15 protein-coding genes are annotated in these 17834 nt (G+C 67.5%); 6 read left to right on the plus strand and 9 right to left on the minus strand.

Features of this window, described 5'->3' with window-relative positions; translation table 11 throughout:
* Window positions 1-100 precede the first annotated feature (100 nt).
* Window positions 101-2614, plus strand: a complete 2514-nt coding sequence (locus SPHPH_RS0103560; RefSeq protein ID WP_037488012.1) for a PhoX family protein — start codon at window positions 101-103, stop codon at window positions 2612-2614.
* Window positions 2615-2811: 197 nt separating this feature from the next.
* Here SPHPH_RS0103560 and SPHPH_RS0103565 read toward each other — a convergent pair whose 3' ends face one another.
* A complete protein-coding gene (locus SPHPH_RS0103565; protein WP_028965448.1) occupies window positions 2812-4503 on the minus strand; it encodes a DEAD/DEAH box helicase in 1692 nt (563 codons plus the stop codon).
* A gap of 100 nt (window positions 4504-4603) precedes the next feature.
* Between SPHPH_RS0103565 and SPHPH_RS0103570 the strand changes: the two genes are divergently transcribed.
* Window positions 4604-5464, plus strand: a complete 861-nt coding sequence (locus SPHPH_RS0103570) for an oxidoreductase (protein ID WP_028965449.1) — start codon at window positions 4604-4606, stop codon at window positions 5462-5464.
* On the opposite strand, the gene SPHPH_RS0103575 is transcribed toward SPHPH_RS0103570, so the two are convergent.
* The 6 genes from SPHPH_RS0103575 to SPHPH_RS0103600 form a co-directional block, all read right to left on the minus strand.
* Window positions 5448-6032 carry a TIGR02466 family protein gene (locus SPHPH_RS0103575; RefSeq protein WP_028965450.1) on the minus strand — a complete coding sequence of 195 codons (585 nt, stop codon included), beginning with the start codon at window positions 6030-6032 and terminating at the stop codon, window positions 5448-5450. The two genes, SPHPH_RS0103570 and SPHPH_RS0103575, sit on opposite strands and share 17 nt — an antisense overlap.
* A 118-nt stretch (window positions 6033-6150) precedes the next feature.
* On the minus strand, window positions 6151-6717 hold the full coding sequence (gene pth / locus SPHPH_RS0103580) for an aminoacyl-tRNA hydrolase (RefSeq protein ID WP_028965451.1): 567 nt from the start codon (window positions 6715-6717) through the stop codon (window positions 6151-6153).
* Between the two features lie 93 nt (window positions 6718-6810).
* On the minus strand, window positions 6811-7464 hold the full coding sequence (locus SPHPH_RS0103585) for a 50S ribosomal protein L25/general stress protein Ctc (protein WP_028965452.1): 654 nt from the start codon (window positions 7462-7464) through the stop codon (window positions 6811-6813).
* 282 nt (window positions 7465-7746) lie between these two features.
* Window positions 7747-8646: a TraB/GumN family protein gene (locus tag SPHPH_RS0103590; protein ID WP_028965453.1), complete on the minus strand. Its 900-nt coding sequence runs from the start codon at window positions 8644-8646 to the stop codon at window positions 7747-7749.
* A 47-nt stretch (window positions 8647-8693) separates the two neighbouring features.
* Window positions 8694-9125, minus strand: coding sequence for a hypothetical protein (locus SPHPH_RS0103595; RefSeq protein WP_156025810.1), 432 nt, complete (start codon window positions 9123-9125; stop codon window positions 8694-8696).
* A complete protein-coding gene (locus SPHPH_RS0103600; protein WP_028965455.1) occupies window positions 9103-9306 on the minus strand; it encodes a helix-turn-helix transcriptional regulator in 204 nt (67 codons plus the stop codon). Before SPHPH_RS0103600 ends, SPHPH_RS0103595 begins: the two co-directional genes overlap by 23 nt.
* A gap of 192 nt (window positions 9307-9498) precedes the next feature.
* Between SPHPH_RS0103600 and SPHPH_RS0103605 the strand changes: the two genes are divergently transcribed.
* The 4 genes from SPHPH_RS0103605 (at window position 9499) to SPHPH_RS0103620 (ending at window position 16132) form a co-directional block, all read left to right on the plus strand.
* Window positions 9499-10359 carry a glycine--tRNA ligase subunit alpha gene (locus SPHPH_RS0103605; protein WP_028965456.1) on the plus strand — a complete coding sequence of 287 codons (861 nt, stop codon included), beginning with the start codon at window positions 9499-9501 and terminating at the stop codon, window positions 10357-10359.
* Between the two features lie 235 nt (window positions 10360-10594).
* Window positions 10595-12652, plus strand: a complete 2058-nt coding sequence (gene glyS / locus SPHPH_RS0103610) for a glycine--tRNA ligase subunit beta (RefSeq protein WP_028965457.1) — start codon at window positions 10595-10597, stop codon at window positions 12650-12652.
* A 73-nt stretch (window positions 12653-12725) separates the two neighbouring features.
* Window positions 12726-15395: a pyruvate, phosphate dikinase gene (ppdK, locus tag SPHPH_RS0103615; protein ID WP_028965458.1), complete on the plus strand. Its 2670-nt coding sequence runs from the start codon at window positions 12726-12728 to the stop codon at window positions 15393-15395.
* Window positions 15392-16132, plus strand: a complete 741-nt coding sequence (locus SPHPH_RS0103620) for a PEPxxWA-CTERM sorting domain-containing protein (RefSeq protein WP_028965459.1) — start codon at window positions 15392-15394, stop codon at window positions 16130-16132. Before ppdK ends, SPHPH_RS0103620 begins: the two co-directional genes overlap by 4 nt.
* Before the next feature lie 215 nt (window positions 16133-16347).
* Here the strand turns inward: SPHPH_RS0103620 and SPHPH_RS20390 are convergent, their stop codons facing one another.
* Both SPHPH_RS20390 and SPHPH_RS0103630 read right to left on the minus strand, forming a co-directional pair.
* Window positions 16348-16797: a hypothetical protein gene (locus SPHPH_RS20390; RefSeq protein WP_051272813.1), complete on the minus strand. Its 450-nt coding sequence runs from the start codon at window positions 16795-16797 to the stop codon at window positions 16348-16350.
* A gap of 52 nt (window positions 16798-16849) precedes the next feature.
* Complete coding sequence (locus SPHPH_RS0103630) at window positions 16850-17833, minus strand: type II secretion system F family protein (protein WP_028965460.1); 984 nt, start codon at window positions 17831-17833, stop codon at window positions 16850-16852.
* Between the last annotated feature and the right edge of the window lies 1 nt (window position 17834).

The following is a 17834-nucleotide window of genomic DNA, read 5'->3' on the forward strand; positions in this document are numbered from 1 at the left end:
AGTTGACCCCGAATTGTCGTGTGGGTGTCGCCGAACGTTCACGCCGCTGCCTTTCAAGGTCGCGATAGGCACCCGGGAAACCTATCCTCGGGGAAACGTTATGACCACCTTACGCCACGACGACCTGATCATCGGCAATGATTACGATGGCGACGTCGATGCCAATCCGTCTGCCACCACCACGCTCGGCGAGCTGGTCGAGAAGCGCTATTCGCGCCGCCAGATGATGGGCGGGATGAGCGCGATGACGACCGCGGCGTTCGGCGCGTCGATGCTCAGCGGTTGCGGATCGGACGACAATGACGGCGACATCATCACCGTGTCGGACGGTGCCACCGTCCAGACGCAGGGCGGCCGCGTCGTCACGCTGACCTCCACCGCCAGCAGCAACGCCACCAGCTCCAGCTGGGCGCAGGTGAGCGGCCCCAGCGTCGCGCTGACCACCAGCGGTACCTCGGTCAGCTTCGTCGCGCCGAACGTCACGAGCGCGACCAGCGTCGTGCTGGCGTTCACCGCCACCAACGGCAGCGGCTCCAGCACCGAGCGGTCCACGGTCGTCATCAATCCGGCGACGCTCGACTTTACCGCGGTGGCCAAGAACAAGAACGACGTCGTGACGGTGCCGTCGGGCTATACCGTGTCGGTGCTGTACCGCGCCGGCGACCCGATCGCGTCGGGCGTTCCGGCGTTCGCCAACGACGGGACCGACACCAATTACGCGCAGCGTGCCGGCGACAACCATGACGGTATGACCTATTTCGGGCTTGCCGCCAGCGGCACCACCCCGGATGCCAGCAACAGCACGCGCGGCGTGCTGGCGATCAACCACGAATATATCAATCCGGACTATATGCACGTCGGCGCTCCGACGACGACGACCGATGCGAACGGCGTGGCGCGCCGTCCGGAGGCCGAGGTCCTCAAGGAAATCGAAGCGCACGGCGTCTCGGTCGTCGAAGTGGCCCGCGCGGGAAATACCGGCGCATGGAGCTATGTCGCGAACAGCACGCTGAACCGTCGCGTCACGCCCAGCACGCCGGTGTCGTTCAGCGGCCCGGTGCGCGGCGACGCGATGCTGCGCACGGTGTATTCCAAGGACGGCACCACCGGCCGCGGGACGATCAACAATTGCGCGAACGGCGGCATGCCGTGGGGCACCTACGCCACCTGCGAGGAAAACTGGGCGGGCTATTTCGCGCGCGCCTCGACCGACGCCGCGGTGCGGACCGCTGCCGGCAATGCCAAGCAGGTGACGTCGCTGTCGCGATACGGCGTGGGCACCAGCAGCCGTTACGGATGGGAAACGGTCGCCGCCTCCGATGCCACCAGCACGATCTTCTCGCGGTGGAATGCCTCGGCGATCGCAGCCAATCCGGCCGACGGCACCGGCGATTTCCGCAACGAGCCGTTCACGTTCGGCTGGGTGGTCGAGATTGACCCGTACAATCCGGCCTCGACCCCGCGGAAGCGCACCGCCCTCGGCCGCATGGCGCATGAGGGCGTGATGCCGGGCCGCGTGGTCGCGGGCGTCAAGCCGGCGTTCTACATGGGGGATGACGGTCGCAACGAATATATCTATAAGTTCGTCTCGGCGACCGCTTGGGCGGCGGCGGATGCGACCCCGTCGGATCGCCTCGCGACCGGCGACAAATATCTCGACACCGGCACGCTGTACGTCGCGAAGTTCAACGCCGACGGCTCCGGTCAGTGGCTGCCGCTGGTGTTTGGCCAGAATGGGCTGGACGCGAACAACGCGCGCTATCCGTTCGCCAATCAGGCCGATGTGCTCGCCAACGCGCGCCTCGCCGGCGACGCTTTGGGCGCGACACCGATGGATCGTCCGGAATGGACCGCGGTGAACCCGGTCACCGGCGAGATGTATTGCACGCTGACCAACAACTCCAGCCGTCGCGGCGTCGCCAACAGCAGCGGCACGCGCTCGATCGACCCCGCCAACCCGCGCGCCTATGTCGATACCCGCACGGATGGCAAGGCCCCTGCGACGGGCAATGCCAACGGCCATATCGTCCGGCTGCGTGAAGCCAACGACTCGACCGAGTCGCTGACCTTCACCTGGGACGTCTACGCGTTCGGCGCGCGTTCGACCGCTGACAAGACCAACGTCAACCTGTCGGGGCTGGACGACACCAACGACTTCTCATCGCCGGATGGCCTGTGGTTCGGCTTGCCGACCAACGCGGCCGGGCAAGCCTCGCCGCTGCTGTTCATCGAAACCGACGACGGCGCCTATACCGATGTGACCAACTGCATGTTGCTGATCGGCATGCCGGGCCGCGTCGGGGACGGCACCACGAAGTCGGTGACCAGCTCGTCCGGGGGCACCGCCACCACCACTGCGCGCGTCGGCGCGGCACCGGGCGCGAAGCTGAAGCGCTTTCTGGTCGGGCCGAAGGAGTGCGAAGTCACCGGCATCACCTCGACCGCCGATGGGCGCTCGATCTTCATCAACATCCAGCATCCGGGCGAAGATGGCAATTACGCCAACATCACCTCGCACTGGCCGCAAAGCCAGGCGACCGGCACCGGTACCGGCCGCCCCCGCGCGGCGACGGTGGTGATCACCAAGAATGACGGCGGTGTGGTCGGGCTGTAAGATCCAGGACCGAAACGGAAACGACGACCGTAGCGGAAGGGCTACGGTCGTCGTCTTTTTGTCGATCGTCATTCCCGCGATGGCGGGAATCCAGACGCGCAGACCGTCCTGGGAGCCACGACAGTCCGAGGTTCTGGATTCCCGCCTTTGCGGGAATGACGCAGTGAGCGCGATCAGACGCTCCGCAACACCCGTCTTTACCGCCGCGGGCGTGGGCCGCCGCGGGGCGCGCCACCACCGCCGCCGTGGCGCCGCTGCGGCGGACCGCCGGCGTTGCGGATCGGGGCAGCGCCGCTCGGCATCGGCTCGATCCGCACGCCGCTCTCGTCCTCGCCGTCCGCGTTGGCCGACGCCTTGACTGCCGCCGCGAAACGCGCCGCCAGCGCGCGCGGCACCTGGAACTGCGTCTCGGTCGCGCCGATGCGGATCGCACCGATCTCGGCCTTGGTGACATGCCCGCGACGACACAGCAGCGGCAGCACCCAGCGCGGATCGGCATTCTGACGCCGACCGACGTTCATATGGAACCACACCACGTCGTCGAAGCCGTCGCGATGCCCCTTCTGCTGGTTCGCGCTCATCTCGCTACGATCGGCGAGTTCCTCGGGCGCGGGCAGCGCCGCGCGCTGCGCGGCGACCAGCGCTGCGGCGATCTCCTCGGGCGTGCGCTGCTTGAGCAGCTCGGCGGCCAGCGCCTGATCGTCGTCATCGACCTCGACCGGCGCGAGCAGCCGCTCGAGCAACCGCTCGCGATCCTTGGCGCGGATCGCCTCGGCGCTCGGCACCTCGCCCCATTCGGCCGCGATCCGCGCGCCACGCAGCATCATCTCGACACGGCGACGGCGCGGATAGGGGACGATCAGCACTGCGGTGCCCTTCTTCCCCGCGCGACCGGTGCGGCCCGAACGGTGCTGCAACACCTCGGCATCGCGCGGCATCTCGACGTGGATGACGAGGCTGAGCGTCGGCAGGTCGATCCCGCGCGCCGCGACGTCGGTGGCCACGCACACCCGCGCACGGCGGTCGCGGAGCGCCTGCAACGCATGGTTGCGCTCGTTCTGCGAATGCTCGCCCGACAGCGCCACCGCCGCGAAGCCGCGCTCGACCAGACCGGCGTGGAGGTGCCGGACGTTGTCGCGCGTCGCGCAGAACAGTATTGCGGTTTCCGCCTCGTAGAAGCGCAGCAGGTTGATGACCGCATGCTCGATCTCGGACGGCGAGACGGTCACCGCGCGATAGGTGATGTCACCGTGCCCGCGCTGCTCGCTCACCGTCGAGATGCGCAGGGCGTCGCGCTGATACGCCTTGGCCAGCGCCACGATCGGGCGCGGCAGCGTCGCGGAGAACAGCAGGGTACGGCGCTCGGTCGGCGTCTGGTCGAGCAGCGCCTGGAGGTCGTCGCGGAAGCCCATGTCGAGCATCTCGTCCGCCTCGTCGAGCACCGCGGCGCGGATCTGCGACAGGTTCAGCGCGCCACGCTCGGCATGGTCGCGCAGGCGGCCCGGCGTGCCGACGACGATATGCGCGCCGTGGTTGAGCGCGCGGCGCTCGCGGCTGGCGTCCATGCCGCCGACGCAGGTCGCGATCCGCGCGCCCTCATAGAGCCACGTCAATTCCTTGGCGACCTGCAACGCCAATTCGCGCGTCGGCGCGATCACCAGCGCGAGCGGCGGCCCGGCGACCGGCAGATTGCCATCCTCGCCCAGCAATTGCTCGGCCATCGCGAGGCCGAAGGCGACGGTCTTGCCGGAGCCGGTCTGCGCTGAGACGAGCAGGTCGCGACCGTGCGCGACCTCTGCGGTCACCTCGGACTGAACGGGGGTGAGCGCGGTGTAACCACGCGTTGCGAGCGCGCTGGCGAGCGCGGGGGGGAGATTCGGGAAGTCCATGAAGGCCTCCACATGGACCTTTTGGCCGCCAATTGCCAGTGGGAACGCAGTCGGACCGCACCGCGTTGGGGCAGCACTCCTGCCAATCATGGAATTTCGCATGACGCTTCCTGCCGATCCGGTCTGGTTCATCACCGGTTGCTCGACCGGTTTCGGTCGCGAACTGGCCAAGCTGGTGCTTGCGAAAGGGTGGCGGGTGGTGGCGACCGCGCGCGATGCGGCGCGGGTGGCGGATCTTGCGGCCGGGCAGGACGACCGGCTGCTCGCCCTGTCGCTCGACGTCACCGACGCCGCCGCGATCACCGCCGCGATTGCAGACGCCGAGGCGAAGTTCGGGCGCATCGACGTGCTCGTGAACAATGCCGGCTATGGCTATCAGTCGAGCATCGAGGAAGGTGAGGAGCACGAAATCCGTGCGCAGTTCGATGCCAATGTCTTCGGCCTGTTCGCGATGACCCGTGCGGTGCTGCCGGGGATGCGCGCGCACCGGCGGGGTGCGATCGTCAACATCACCTCGGTCGCCGGGCTCGTCGGCTTCCCCTCATCGGGCTATTATGCCGCGTCGAAGCACGCGGTGGAGGGCTTCTCCGACGCGCTCGCCGCCGAGGTCGCGCCGCTCGGTATTTCGGTGACCTGCATCGAGCCGGGGCCGTTTCGCACCGACTGGGCGGGCCGCTCGCTGCGCCAGACCGAAAGCCATATCGCCGATTATGCCGATACCGCCGCGGCAAGGATGGCGTCCACTAAAGGTTATTCGGGCAACCAGCCCGGCGACCCGGTGCGCGCGGGCGAGGCGATGATCGCGGCGGTCACGCGCGACACGCCACCGCGGCATCTGGTGCTCGGCAAATGGGGCTATGACGCGGTCACCGAGCGGTTGCGCGCCCGCGTCGCCGAGATCGAAGGGCTCCGCGACGAAGCGCTCGGCGCGGATTATCCCGACGCTACCAACGATAGTTGAAGCTGACGCTGATCCGCTCGGCCTTGGCGGTGCTGGTCATCACCTCGTGCCGCAGCCAGCTCTCCCACAGGAACAGCGCGCCGTCGCGCGGCTCGGCATAGACGAACGTGCCGTCGCGCGGCGGCGCGGCCATCAGCATCGGCAGCCGCGGGTCCTCCAGCTTGAGCGCGCCCGACCCCTCGGGCACCGCGACGTAGAAGGTGCCGGAGACGACGCTGTGCGGGTGGAGGTGCCCGGAGTGCGTGCCGCCCGGCTTCATGACGTTGACCCACAGGCTGTCGAGCTTGAGCTTGCGCCCGCCGAGATCGAACCCGGCCTCCTTGGCGAAGGCGGCGACGTGGCGGTCGAGCAGTTTCTTGAGATCGGCGAACACCGGGTCGCGCAACGGCAGATCGTTGAGCGAGGCGTAGCTGGTGTAGCCGCGATAGCCATGCGCCTTCGACCAGCGCTTCCCGGCGACGTCCTCCTCGGCCAGCGCCCGGCACGAGGCGTCGAGATCGGCGAGCAGCGCGGCATCGGCGACGTCGGCGTCGTAGAACAGGGTCGGGAACAGCTGGCGGGTCGGCATGGGGAGGGTCCTTAGGTCCGTCCACTCGTCATTGCGAGCGTAGCGAAGCAATCCAGGGCGTCCTGGTCCGTCACTGGATTGCTTCGCTGCGCTCGCAATGACGGCAGGGAGTGCCCGCTCACCCCATTCGCAGCGCCACGTCGTTCATGAACCGCACGTCGTCGCCCTGCGCCAGCCACTCCGCCTCTGCGGCCAGCGCGCCGAGCAGGTCGCTCAGCGCGTCGATCTCGCTCTTGGCGTAATTGCCGAGCACATGACCGGTCACGCGATCCTTGTGCCCCGGATGCCCGATCCCGATCCGGACACGGCGGAAATCCGGTCCAAGATGCTGGTCGATCGAGCGCAGCCCATTGTGACCGGCGGTGCCGCCGCCCTGCTTCACCTTGACCTTCATCGGCGCGAGGTCGAGTTCGTCGTGGAAGACGGTCAGCGCGTCGGTGCCGAGCTTGTAGAAGCGCAGCGCTTCGCCCACCGAACGGCCGCTGTCGTTCATGAAGGTCGCGGGCTTGAGCAGCAGCACCTTGGTCGTGCCGATCCGGCCTTCCTGCAACCAGCCCTGGAATTTCTTGGCCGGCGCGGCGAAGCCATGGACCGCGGCGATCGCATCGACCGCCATGAAGCCGACATTGTGGCGGTGCATCGCATATTGCGCGCCCGGATTGCCAAGCCCCACCCACAATTGCATCGCTGATCCTTCCTTCCAAAAGCAAAGGGCAGGGGAGCGTCGCCGCTGCCCTGCCCCAGAACGATGGTCCGCACGCGATCGGCGGACCGGCGATTACTCGCCCTTGTCCTCGCCTTCGCCAGCTTCCTCGGCGGCTTCGGCAGCCTGCGCCTCGGCTACTTCGGCGTCGGCCTGCTCGTCCGCAGCGGTCGGGACGGTCGGCGCCACCAGCGTCGCGACCGCGACGTCGCCCTCGGCGGCCGGCTTCGCGCCCTTCGGCAGCTTCAGGTCGGAGATGTGGATCGTGTCGCCGATCTCGACGCCCTTGAGCGACACCGTGATCTCGCTGGGGATGTCGGCGGCGTCGACGACCAGCTCGACGTCGTGCTGGACGATGTTGAGCACGCCATTGCCCTTCTTGATGCCCGGCGCGTCCTCTTCGTCGGTGAACACGACCGGCACCGCGATCGTCACGGTCTCGTGCTCGCCGATGCGCAGGAAGTCGACGTGGGTCGGACGGTCGGTGACCGGGTGGAACGCCACGTCCTTGGCCAAAGTGCGCGTGCCGTCGACCATGATGACCGAGTTCATGAAGTGGCCGGTCATCAGAGCCTTGACGAGTGCCTTCTCCTCGAGATGGATCGAGGTCGGCTCCTTGTTCTGGCCATAGATCACGGCGGGGACGCGGCCGTCGCGACGGAGTGCACGGGAGGCTCCCTTGCCAACCCGGTCACGCGTCTCGGCTGCGAGCGTAATGGTGTCGCTCATCTCAAATGCTCCGAAATACGGTGATATGCTTTCCGGGCCACGCCTCCAGGGATGACCATGACCGGAAGCCCGCGCGCTTAGCGGGTGAGGGCGCGAAATGCAAGGTGCCGCCGCCCGGAACGCCGTCGCCCCTCCGTAGGCATACACCGTCGCCTCTGCGGAGGCAGGGGCCCATGTCTGTACCGTCGTTCATCAAGGTCTGACACAAATAGCGCGGCTCATGTGTCCACGTTGCACGAGCACGACACAGCCATAGGCCCCTGCCTCCGCAGGGGCGACGGCCTAATACTTAACCCGCACCGCCTTCAGCCGGTACGCCCCCAACTGATCCTGCACGCTGCCCTTGCCCGCCAGATGCCCCGCGCCGACCGCGATGAACACCGTCCCCGGCCGCTTCATCCGCTCCGCGATCCACGCCGCCCATTGCTTGTTGCGATCGGTGAGCAGCACCTTGGCGACCTCGGGCGAGTCCTTGAGCGACTCGTTCATTTCCTTCGCCACCCCCTCGGGCTTGCCGCGCGCCCAGGCGTCGACCAGCGTCGTGAACGTCGCATCGACCTTGGGCAATTCGTCGAGCGTGCTCTCCAGCAACTGCACCTGCGCAGGCTTCGACAGCTTGCCGAACACGCCCAATTGCCCCTCGAACGTCTCCAGCCCGACGACCGGCTTGCCCGCCGCCTTCGCCGCGTCGCTCAGCACCTTCTCCGGCCCGTTCGCCGGATCATAGCCGAGCTCGCGCACCGGCAGCAGCGACAACGTCACCGCCGCGAACCACGGGCGCATCTTCTCGTAGACCGCCGGTTGGACCTGCCCGTCGCCCATCGCCTTGGCGAAGGCGGCGCGGTAATTGGGCGAGAGCTGCTGCGTCAGCGGCGTGCCGTTCGGGTCGAAGGCGGCGGCGCTCACCACCCGCTGTTGCGTGGTGGCGTCCGGCTCGACCATCTCCAGCACCAAAGTCTGCGAGCGGTCGAAAGCGGTCTTCACCGCCTCGTCGAACCACGACAATCCCGGCTTCAGGACGTGGATCGTCCCGAACAGATAGATGGTCGTGTCCTTGTCCTTGACCACCCACAGCGCCGGATCGGCGTCCTGCGCCGTCGCGGCAGGCGCGGGCGCCGGCTGCGCACAGGCGGGCAGTGGCAAGGCGAGGAGCAGCGCGGGCAGGGGAGCGGCGATCTTCATGCCGCCGCTCATACGGGCGCGTCGCATTCGGCGGAAGAGGCGACCGGTCAGCCGGCCTCCCGATCGCGCCAACGCTGGACCAGCAGCACCGCCACGCCCGTCGCGATCGACAGCCACCACAAGGTTTCCGTCGGGCTAGGTATGTGGAATGCCCGGCCCAGCATCTCCGCGACCGGATTGCCGACGATCGCCACGACACCCACTGCCGCGAAGACGTGCAGCGCGCGCCGGCGAAGCACTTCGTCCGCCTCCCGCCACCCGAGCCCTAGCGTAATCGCCGCTACCGCTACGATACAGAACGCGGTGACCAGTGGGGCGATCGTCACGCCCGAACCGACCGTCGTCCCTCCGATCAGCGATGCCGCCCCCATGACCGCTACCGCAGCTGCGATGGTGAGCGCCTTGCGAACCCGCCGCCGCCGTTGCCGGTCGTCGGCCCGCCTAGCGCCCCATGCGTCAGTCCTTGTCGTGCCCGTCATCGAAAACCTCCTCGATCTGCAATCCGAACAGCCGGGCGATCCGGAACGCGAGCGGGAGCGACGGGTCGTGCTTGCCCGTTTCGATCGCATTCACCGCTTGCCGCGACACGTCCAGCCGACCGGCCAGTTCGGCCTGACTCCAGTCCCGTTCCGCGCGCAGCACTTTCAGCCGGTTCTTCATCGCACCATCGTTGTCGCGCTTACCTGTCGGTATGTCAGGTAATGCTGACATGATGATGCGAGCGTTCGGCTGTGTCAAGCATGGCTGACATCATCCCGTCCTCCGTCGCTCGCTTGATTCGATCCGGCCCTTGCGCCACAGGCTCGGCGCGTGACCGACATCAGCGCTCCCCGCCCGCTCAGCTTCCAGGCGATGATCCTGCGGCTCCACCAATATTGGTCGGAGCGCGGCTGTGCGATCCTCCAGCCCTATGACATGGAAATGGGGGCCGGCACCTTCCACCCCGCCACCACGCTGCGCGCGCTGGGGCCGGACACGTGGAACGCCGCTTATGTCCAGCCGTGCCGCCGCCCGACCGACGGCCGCTATGGCGAGAACCCCAACCGGCTCCAGCATTATTACCAATATCAGGTGATCCTGAAGCCGAGCCCGCCCGACCTGCAGGAACTCTACCTTGGCAGCCTCGCTGCGATCGGCGTCGATACCGGGCTGCACGACATCCGCTTCGTCGAGGACGATTGGGAGAGCCCGACGCTCGGCGCGTGGGGGCTGGGCTGGGAGGTCTGGTGCGACGGGATGGAGGTGACGCAATTCACCTATTTCCAGCAGATGGGCGGGTTCGACATGAAGCCGGTCGCGGGCGAGCTGACCTACGGGCTCGAACGGCTGGCGATGTACATCCAGAATGTCGACAACGTCTACGATCTGGCGTTCAACGATGCCGGGGTCTCCTATGGCGACGTGTTCCTCGAGAACGAACGCCAGATGTCGACGTGGAATTTCGAGGTCGCCGACACCGACGCGCTGTTCGACCTGTTCAGAAAGGCCGCGGCGGAATGCGAGCGCAGCCTTGCCGCCAAGCTGCCGATTCCTGCCTATGAGCAGGCGATCAAGGCCAGCCACACCTTCAACCTGTTGCAGGCGCGCGGCGTGATCTCGGTCGCCGAGCGGCAGGCCTATATCGGCCGCGTCCGCGACCTCGCGAAGGCGGCGTGCGCGGCGTATATGGAAAAGAACGGCTGGGCGGAGCCGCTCAAGGTCCCGGCGGCGTGACGCGCTGCCGACTCGCCGCGCAGAGATTGTTCGCGCAGGGGCGCGGAGGCGCAGAGATGGTGCGCGCGCGGCGCATGTCCGCGGTAGCAATCTCGTCAAGCGCCGGCGGCTCCGGCGATGCGCTGGCCGCTGACGCGCCCTCTCTGCGCCTCCGCGCCTCTGCGCGAACTAACCTTCTTCTTCCTCTTCGCGTCCTCGCGGCTTCGCGTGACCCCAACCAAACGGCCCGCCCAGCATGACCGACTTCCTTCTCGAACTCCGCTCCGAGGAAATCCCCGCGCGGATGCAGGCCAAGGCGCGTGAGGATCTCGCGCGGCTGTTCGCGGCCGAGCTGGCGAAAGCCGGCCTCACCGCCGCCGCGACCGTCACCTATGCGACCCCGCGTCGCCTGACGCTGATCCTACGCGAGCTGCCCGACGCCACGCAGGCAGTCAGCGAGGAAGTAAAAGGCCCTCGCGCCTCCGCCCCGCCGCAGGCGCTGGACGGCTTCCTCCGCAAGACCGGGCTGACCCGCGAACAACTCACCGAGCGCGACGGCGTGCTCTACGCGGTGACCGAAAAGCCGGGTCGCGCGACCGCCGACGTGCTCGCCGAGGCGATCCCCGCCGTGATCCGCGCCTTCCCGTGGCCGAAGTCGATGCGCTGGGGCGACGCCTCGCTGTCGACCGAGAGCCTGCGCTGGGTCCGCCCGCTGCAAGGGATCGTCGCCTTGCTTGGCGAACAGGTCGTGCCGGTCACGATCGCCGGGATCGCCAGCGGCGCGGCGACGCTCGGGCATCGCTTCCACCATCCGGGCGTGATCACGATCGGCTCGGCGGCGGATTATGTCGAGAAGCTGCGCGCCTGCCACGTCATCGTCAATCAGGACGAGCGCGCCGCGCTGATCCGCGACCGCGCCGCCGCGCTCGCCGCCGAGGCCGGGCTGGTGCTGGTCGAGGACGAGGGGCTGGTCGCCGAGAATGCCGGGCTGACCGAATGGCCGGTGCCGCTGCTCGGCCGCTTCGACGCGGAGTTCCTGTCGGTGCCGCCCGAGGTCATCCAGTTGACCGCGCGGGTGAACCAGAAATATTTCGTGTGCCGCGACGGGACGGGCAAGCTCGCGAACGCGTTTGTCTGTACCGCTAACATTGACGCGCACGACGGCGGCGCGAAGATTGTCGAGGGCAACCGCAAGGTGCTCGCCGCCCGGCTGAGCGATGCGCGCTTCTTCTACGACACCGATCTAAAGGTGCCTCTGGCGGAGCAGGCGAAGAAGCTCGACCGGATCGTCTTCCACGAAAAGCTCGGCACCGTCGCCGACAAGGTCGAGCGCGTCGCCAAGCTGGCGCGCTGGCTGGTCGAGGAGGGCGTGGTCGGCACGCCTGACCTCGCCGACAAGGCCGAGCGCGCCGGGCGGCTCGCGAAGGCCGACCTCGTCACCGGCATGGTCGGTGAATTCCCCGAGCTACAGGGGCTGATGGGCGGTTATTACGCCGCCGCGCAGGGCGAGGACGAAGCCGTCGCGAACGCAATCCGCGACCATTACAAGCCGGTCGGGCAGGGCGACGACGTACCGACCGAACCGGTGACGGTCGCGGTGGCGCTGGCCGACAAGCTGGATAGCCTCGAGCAGTTTTTTGCGATTGGACAGGCGCCGACCGGATCGAAGGACCCGTTCGCGCTCCGTCGCTCGGCGCTGGGTGTCATCCGCCTGATCACCGAGAACAACCTGCGCTACCGTGTGCCGCCTGATCTACTCGATTTCTTCGCCGACCGCCTCAAGGTCCAGCAACGCGAAGCCGGCGTCCGCCACGATCTGATCGACGCGGTCTTCGCGCTCGGCGGCGAGGACGATCTCGTCCGCCTGCTCGCTCGCGTACGTGCGCTGCAATCGTTCGTCACCACCGACGACGGTGCGAATCTGCTCGCCGGCTACAAGCGCGCCGCCAACATCCTGAAGAAAGAAAACTTCCTCGTCGCCCCTGCGCAGGCAGGGGCCCATGTCTCTGTCGATCAGGCGGTGCCGCCCGTGGCCGCGGACGAAGGGCTGTCCTACACGCCCGAAAGGGACGAAGTTGCGCTGATCGCGGCGCTCGACGCTGCCGAGCCCGCCGCCGCGCAGGCGATCGAACGCGAGGACTTCGAAGGCGCGATGGCCGCGCTCGCGACGCTCCGCGCGCCGATCGACGCGTTCTTTGATAGCGTTATCGTAAACGATGCTGATCCGCAAAAGCGTTCAACACGTTTAAAGCTGCTGGCGCGCGTTCGCGCCGCAGTGCACAAGGTCGCCGATTTCTCGAGAATCGAGGGCTGACGGACACCCGCCAGCGTCTCAACTTTCGCAACATTCGCGTGGCCAACCGACGCGAGATCAAGGACTTGGCACGATGACCCAGCGTTACGTCTATCGCTTCGGTGGCGGCGTCTCCGACGGGGGCAAGGGCGACAAGAATTTGCTCGGCGGCAAAGGCGCGAACCTCGCCGAGATGGCGTCGATCGACCTGCCGGTGCCGCCGGGCTTCACGATCTCGACGGCGATGTGCACGCGTTACTACGAGGAAGGCGAGCGCTTCCCCGATTCGCTCAAGGCCGAGGTCGCCGAGGGGATCGCGCATATCGAGCGGATCACCGGCAAGGCGTTCGGCGACGCCGCCGATCCGCTGCTGGTGTCGGTGCGGTCGGGCGCGCGGGTGTCGATGCCGGGGATGATGGACACCGTCCTCAACCTGGGGCTCAACGATGCGACGGTCGAGGGGCTGGCCGCGACCAGCGGCGACGAGCGCTTCGCCTGGGACAGCTACCGCCGCTTCATCCAGATGTATTCGGACGTGGTGCTCGAACTCGATCACGGCGCGTTCGAGGAAGCGCTGGAGATCGCCAAGGAAGACCGCGGCTACACCCTCGATACCGAGCTGTCGGCGGCGGACTGGCGCGAACTGGTCGCCGAGTACAAGGCGATCGTTGCCAAGGAATGGGGCAAGCCGTTCCCGCAGGACGTGCATGACCAGCTCTGGGGCGCGGTCGGCGCGGTGTTCGGCTCGTGGCAGTCGGAGCGCGCGAAGGTGTATCGCCGCCTCAACCACATCCCCGGCGACTGGGGCACCGCGGTCAACGTGCAGGCGATGGTGTTCGGCAACATGGGCGACACCAGCGCGACCGGCGTCGCCTTCACGCGCGATCCCGCCAAGGGCGACCGCGCTTATTACGGCGAATTCCTCATCAATGCGCAGGGCGAGGATGTCGTCGCCGGCATCCGCACCCCGCAATATCTGACGAAGGCCGCGCGCGAGGAAGCGGGGGCGAAGCCGCTGTCGATGGAAGAGGCGTTGCCCGAGGTTTATACCGAACTGGCGGCGGTCTTCGACAAGCTCGAAACCCACTACCGTGACATGCAGGACATCGAGTTCACGGTCGAGCGCGGGAAGCTGTGGATGCTCCAGACCCGCTCGGGCAAGCGCACCGCCAAGGCCGCGCTCAAGATCGCGGTCGAGATGGCGAGCGAGGGGCTGATCACGCGGGAGGAAGCGATCGCGCGCGTCGAGCCGCAGGCACTCGACCAGTTGCTCCATCCGACGCTCGACCCCGATGCGCCGCGCGACGTGCTGACCAAGGGGCTGCCCGCCTCGCCCGGCGCGGCGAGCGGACTCGTGGTGTTCGACGCCGACACCGCCGAGCGGATGGCGGCGGACGGCAAGGCGGTGATCCTCGTCCGCACCGAAACCAGCCCCGAGGACATTCACGGGATGCACGCCGCGAAGGGGATCCTCACCGCGCGCGGCGGGATGACCAGCCACGCGGCGGTGGTCGCGCGCGGCATGGGGCGGCCGTGCGTGTCGGGTGCCGGGTCGCTGTCGATCTCCGCGAAGGACAAGGTATTGCGCGTCGGCGGGCGTGAGGTGCGCGAGGGTGATACGCTGACGATCGACGGCGCGACCGGCGAGGTGATGGTCGGCGAGGTCGCGACGATCCAGCCCGAGCTGGCCGGCGATTTCGGGACGTTGATGGAATGGGCCGATGGCGTGCGTCGCCTCAAGGTCCGCGCCAATGCCGAGACGCCGCTCGACTGCCGCACCGCGCGTGATTTCGGCGCGGAGGGTGTCGGGCTGTGCCGCACCGAGCATATGTTCTTCGACGCGGCGCGGATCACCGCGGTGCGGCAGATGATCCTCGCCGAGGACGAGGCGGGGCGGCGCGCGGCGCTGGAGAAATTGCTCCCCGAACAGCGCGCCGATTTCACCGCGATCTTCGAGGTGATGGCGGGGCTGCCGGTGACGGTGCGCTTGCTCGACCCGCCGCTCCACGAATTCCTGCCGCATGAGGAAAACGAGTTCGCCGAGGTCGGGCGCGCGACCGGGTTGTCGGTCGAGCAATTGAAGCGCCGCGCGGCCGAGCTGCACGAGTTCAACCCGATGCTCGGGCATCGTGGCTGCCGGCTGGGCGTGACCTATCCCGAAATCTACGAGATGCAGGCGCGTGCGATCTTCGAGGCGGCGATCGACGTCGCGGAGAAATCCGGCGAGGCGCCGATCCCCGAGGTGATGATCCCGCTGGTCGGGACGAAGCGCGAGCTGGAGTTGATGAAGACCGTCGTCGACGCAGCGGCGAAGGCGGTGTTCGCCGAGCGCGGGCGGACGCTCGACTATCTGGTCGGCACGATGATCGAGCTGCCCCGCGCCGCACTGCGCGCGGGTGAGATCGCAGAAGCGGGCGAGTTCTTCTCGTTCGGCACCAATGACCTGACGCAGACGACGCTCGGCGTCAGCCGCGACGACGCCAGCCGCTTCCTCGGTGCCTATGTCGAAAAGGGCATTTACGCCCGCGATCCGTTCGTCAGCCTCGATGTCGAGGGTGTCGGGGAACTGGTTGAAATCGCGGCCGAGCGCGGGCGCAAGACGCGACCTGGTATCAAGCTCGGCATCTGCGGCGAACATGGCGGTGATCCGGCGTCGATCGCGTTCTGCGAACAGGTCGGGCTCGATTACGTCTCTGCTTCGCCGTACCGCGTGCCGATCGCACGACTGGCGGCGGCGCAGGCAGCGTTGCAGGCGCGCGCATGATCCGGCGGGCGGCGGCGGCGGCGGTGTTTGTGTTGACGCCGGCGTCGGCGAGCGCCGCGGTGACGATCGGGACGCAGATCGTCGACACGCGCATCACCGGGACGATTGCCGCGGCACCGCTCGATTCATCGGGCAGCGACGCGGCGACGCGCGTCGGCACGATCAGCGCGGCGGCGCAACTTGTTGAGCGGGGCGGATTTCCTGCGGTGCGGGGACGGTCTTCGGTGGTGGCGGAACTGGGGAGCGCGGAGCGTGGACGGGTGACGTTTCAGCGTACGTTGACGCCCGGTGGGATCGCCAGCGGTAACGCGGTGACGGCTAGCAGCGCGAATTACCGGTACTTCTTCACGACCGATACGGAAGCGGTGTTCGAGGTCGACTGGGGTGTTTCGGCGTTCGGCGAGGGTGCGGACGGGCAGCTGCCGGGTCAATCGGTATCACTTGCGGCACGGAGCGGTGCCGCGGCGTTGCTGAAAATAGGACCCTTGGGGAACGGTGCGAGCGGCGATACGCAGGTTTTGCTCGGGCCCGGTAGCTATGAATTCCGCATCGAGGACGCGTTTTCGCCACAAGCGTCGGCCGGACAGAGCAGCGGCCTGTCGAGCCAGTACAGCTTCGCGATCCGCGCGGTGCCGGAGCCGGCGACATGGGCGCTGATGCTGGTCGGGTTCGGTGCCGTCGGGATGGCGGCGCGGCGGGCGCGGAAGGGCTCTGCCTTTTCGGTGCGTCGGACGTGATGTGATCGAGCGGTATCAGAAGAAGCGGGGCCCCGGATCAAGTCCGGGGCGACGGTGATTGCTCAATGACGCGATGGATGAAACCCGTTTGGACCGTTGAACCGTCATTGCGAGCGTAGCGACGCAGGCGAGAGCTGGATCAAGACGCCCTGGATTGCTTCGCTACGCTCGCAATGACGGAGGTGTTGGACGTCCTCCGCCGCTGATCGGTGGGATCAGATGAAGCCCCGGTCGCGCGGGTGGCCGGGTGCCAGGCGGTCGCCTTCATAGCGGTCGCCATCGAACGGGCGATCGTCGCGTACGTAGCGATCGTCGGCGATCGGCCGGGCGGCGGACAGGCGGCTGTTCTCGCGCTCGAGTTCGTCGTTCTCGCGCTTCAACTCTGCGACACGCTCGTTGGCGAGATCGCGCTCACGCTCCAGCTCGGTGACGCGGGTGCCGACCGTGCCATAATCGCGCTCCAACTCGGCGGCGCGCTTCGTGGCGGTGTCGTGGTCGCGCTCAAGCTCGCTGATGCGCTTGCTGGTCACCGCATGCGCGTCGCGCTCCGCGACGTAGCGCGCCTTCCACTTGCGGCCGCCGGGATGGCTGGCGAGGCCGAACAGCCATCCGGCAATCAGCGCGACCGCCAGCGCGATATATTGCGTCGTCGTGGTGAACAGCATGACGGTCCTCCGTTCGTTATCGTCGCTGAACGACGGAGGCGGGAGGCTGTTCCTACGGCTTGGCGTTGATGAACGAGTCGTTGAGCGAGCAGGCCGCCGGGCCGAGGATGACGATGAACAGCACCGGCAGGATGAACAGGATCAGCGGCACCGTCATGATCGCCGGCAGCCGCGCGGCCTTCTCCTCGGCGCGCATCATGCGTTCGTGACGGAACTCCGCCGACAGCACGCGAAGCGCGCTGGCGAGCGGGGTGCCGTATTTCTCGGTCTGGATCATCGTCGTCACCACGCCGCGCACCGCATCCAAATCGACGCGATTGGCGAGATTCTCGAACGCCTGTCGACGATCGGTCAGGAAGCCAAGCTCGATCGCGGTCAGCGCGAATTCCTCGCCGAGTTCGGGGTACGCCTTGCCCAGTTCGCGCGAGACGCGGTGGAAGGCGGCGTCGACGGTCAGCCCGGCCTCGGCGCAGATCACCAGCAGGTCGAGCGCGTCGGGCAGCCCCTTGCGGATCCCGTCGGTGCGCTTCGTGATCTTGTTCTTCAGGAAGATGTCGGGCGCCTTGTAGGCGAGCACGAACGTACCCGCGACCAGCCCGTAGCGCTTGAGCGCGCCCCATTCCGGAAAGGCGTCGAGCAGATAGACCCAGACCACCATCAGCCCGCCGAACACGATCGGCAGCACCAATCGGCCGAAGATCACCGCGACCGCCCATTCCTTGTTGCGGATACCGGCCTGGATCAGCTTGCGCTGCGCCTCCTTGACCTGTTCGTCCTGCAACACGCGCAACGACGACAGCAATGCACGGACACGGTCAGCGGTGTTGCTCTGGTGCACCAGCTTGGTACGGCGCTTCGCAGTCGAGGCGGTGATGCCCGCCTTCAACTGCTCGCGCCGATCGTTAAGTGCGCGCACGCGGCGCGTCATCGGATCGCGCAGGCTGCGCGTCGCATAGCCGGCCACCAGCAGCGCCGCCCCGACCGCGGGCAGCAGGGTGAGAAGCATCAGCAGGTCGAGGCCGAAGATCATGGGCATA

It is taken from the genome of Sphingomonas phyllosphaerae FA2 (assembly GCF_000427645.1).
Taxonomy (GTDB): domain Bacteria; phylum Pseudomonadota; class Alphaproteobacteria; order Sphingomonadales; family Sphingomonadaceae; genus Sphingomonas; species Sphingomonas phyllosphaerae.

Coding starts and splice junctions, on each gene's coding strand:
- SPHPH_RS0103560 (WP_037488012.1), top strand. CDS start 101: ATGACCACCTTACGCCACGACGACCTGATCATCGGCAATGATTACGAT.
- SPHPH_RS0103565 (WP_028965448.1), bottom strand. CDS start 4,503: ATGGACTTCCCGAATCTCCCCCCCGCGCTCGCCAGCGCGCTCGCAACG.
- SPHPH_RS0103570 (WP_028965449.1), top strand. CDS start 4,604: ATGACGCTTCCTGCCGATCCGGTCTGGTTCATCACCGGTTGCTCGACC.
- SPHPH_RS0103575 (WP_028965450.1), bottom strand. CDS start 6,032: ATGCCGACCCGCCAGCTGTTCCCGACCCTGTTCTACGACGCCGACGTC.
- pth (WP_028965451.1), bottom strand. CDS start 6,717: ATGCAATTGTGGGTGGGGCTTGGCAATCCGGGCGCGCAATATGCGATG.
- SPHPH_RS0103585 (WP_028965452.1), bottom strand. CDS start 7,464: ATGAGCGACACCATTACGCTCGCAGCCGAGACGCGTGACCGGGTTGGC.
- SPHPH_RS0103590 (WP_028965453.1), bottom strand. CDS start 8,646: ATGAAGATCGCCGCTCCCCTGCCCGCGCTGCTCCTCGCCTTGCCACTG.
- SPHPH_RS0103595 (WP_156025810.1), bottom strand. CDS start 9,125: ATGACGGGCACGACAAGGACTGACGCATGGGGCGCTAGGCGGGCCGAC.
- SPHPH_RS0103600 (WP_028965455.1), bottom strand. CDS start 9,306: ATGAAGAACCGGCTGAAAGTGCTGCGCGCGGAACGGGACTGGAGTCAG.
- SPHPH_RS0103605 (WP_028965456.1), top strand. CDS start 9,499: ATGATCCTGCGGCTCCACCAATATTGGTCGGAGCGCGGCTGTGCGATC.
- glyS (WP_028965457.1), top strand. CDS start 10,595: ATGACCGACTTCCTTCTCGAACTCCGCTCCGAGGAAATCCCCGCGCGG.
- ppdK (WP_028965458.1), top strand. CDS start 12,726: ATGACCCAGCGTTACGTCTATCGCTTCGGTGGCGGCGTCTCCGACGGG.
- SPHPH_RS0103620 (WP_028965459.1), top strand. CDS start 15,392: ATGATCCGGCGGGCGGCGGCGGCGGCGGTGTTTGTGTTGACGCCGGCG.
- SPHPH_RS20390 (WP_051272813.1), bottom strand. CDS start 16,797: ATGCTGTTCACCACGACGACGCAATATATCGCGCTGGCGGTCGCGCTG.
- SPHPH_RS0103630 (WP_028965460.1), bottom strand. CDS start 17,833: ATGCCCATGATCTTCGGCCTCGACCTGCTGATGCTTCTCACCCTGCTG.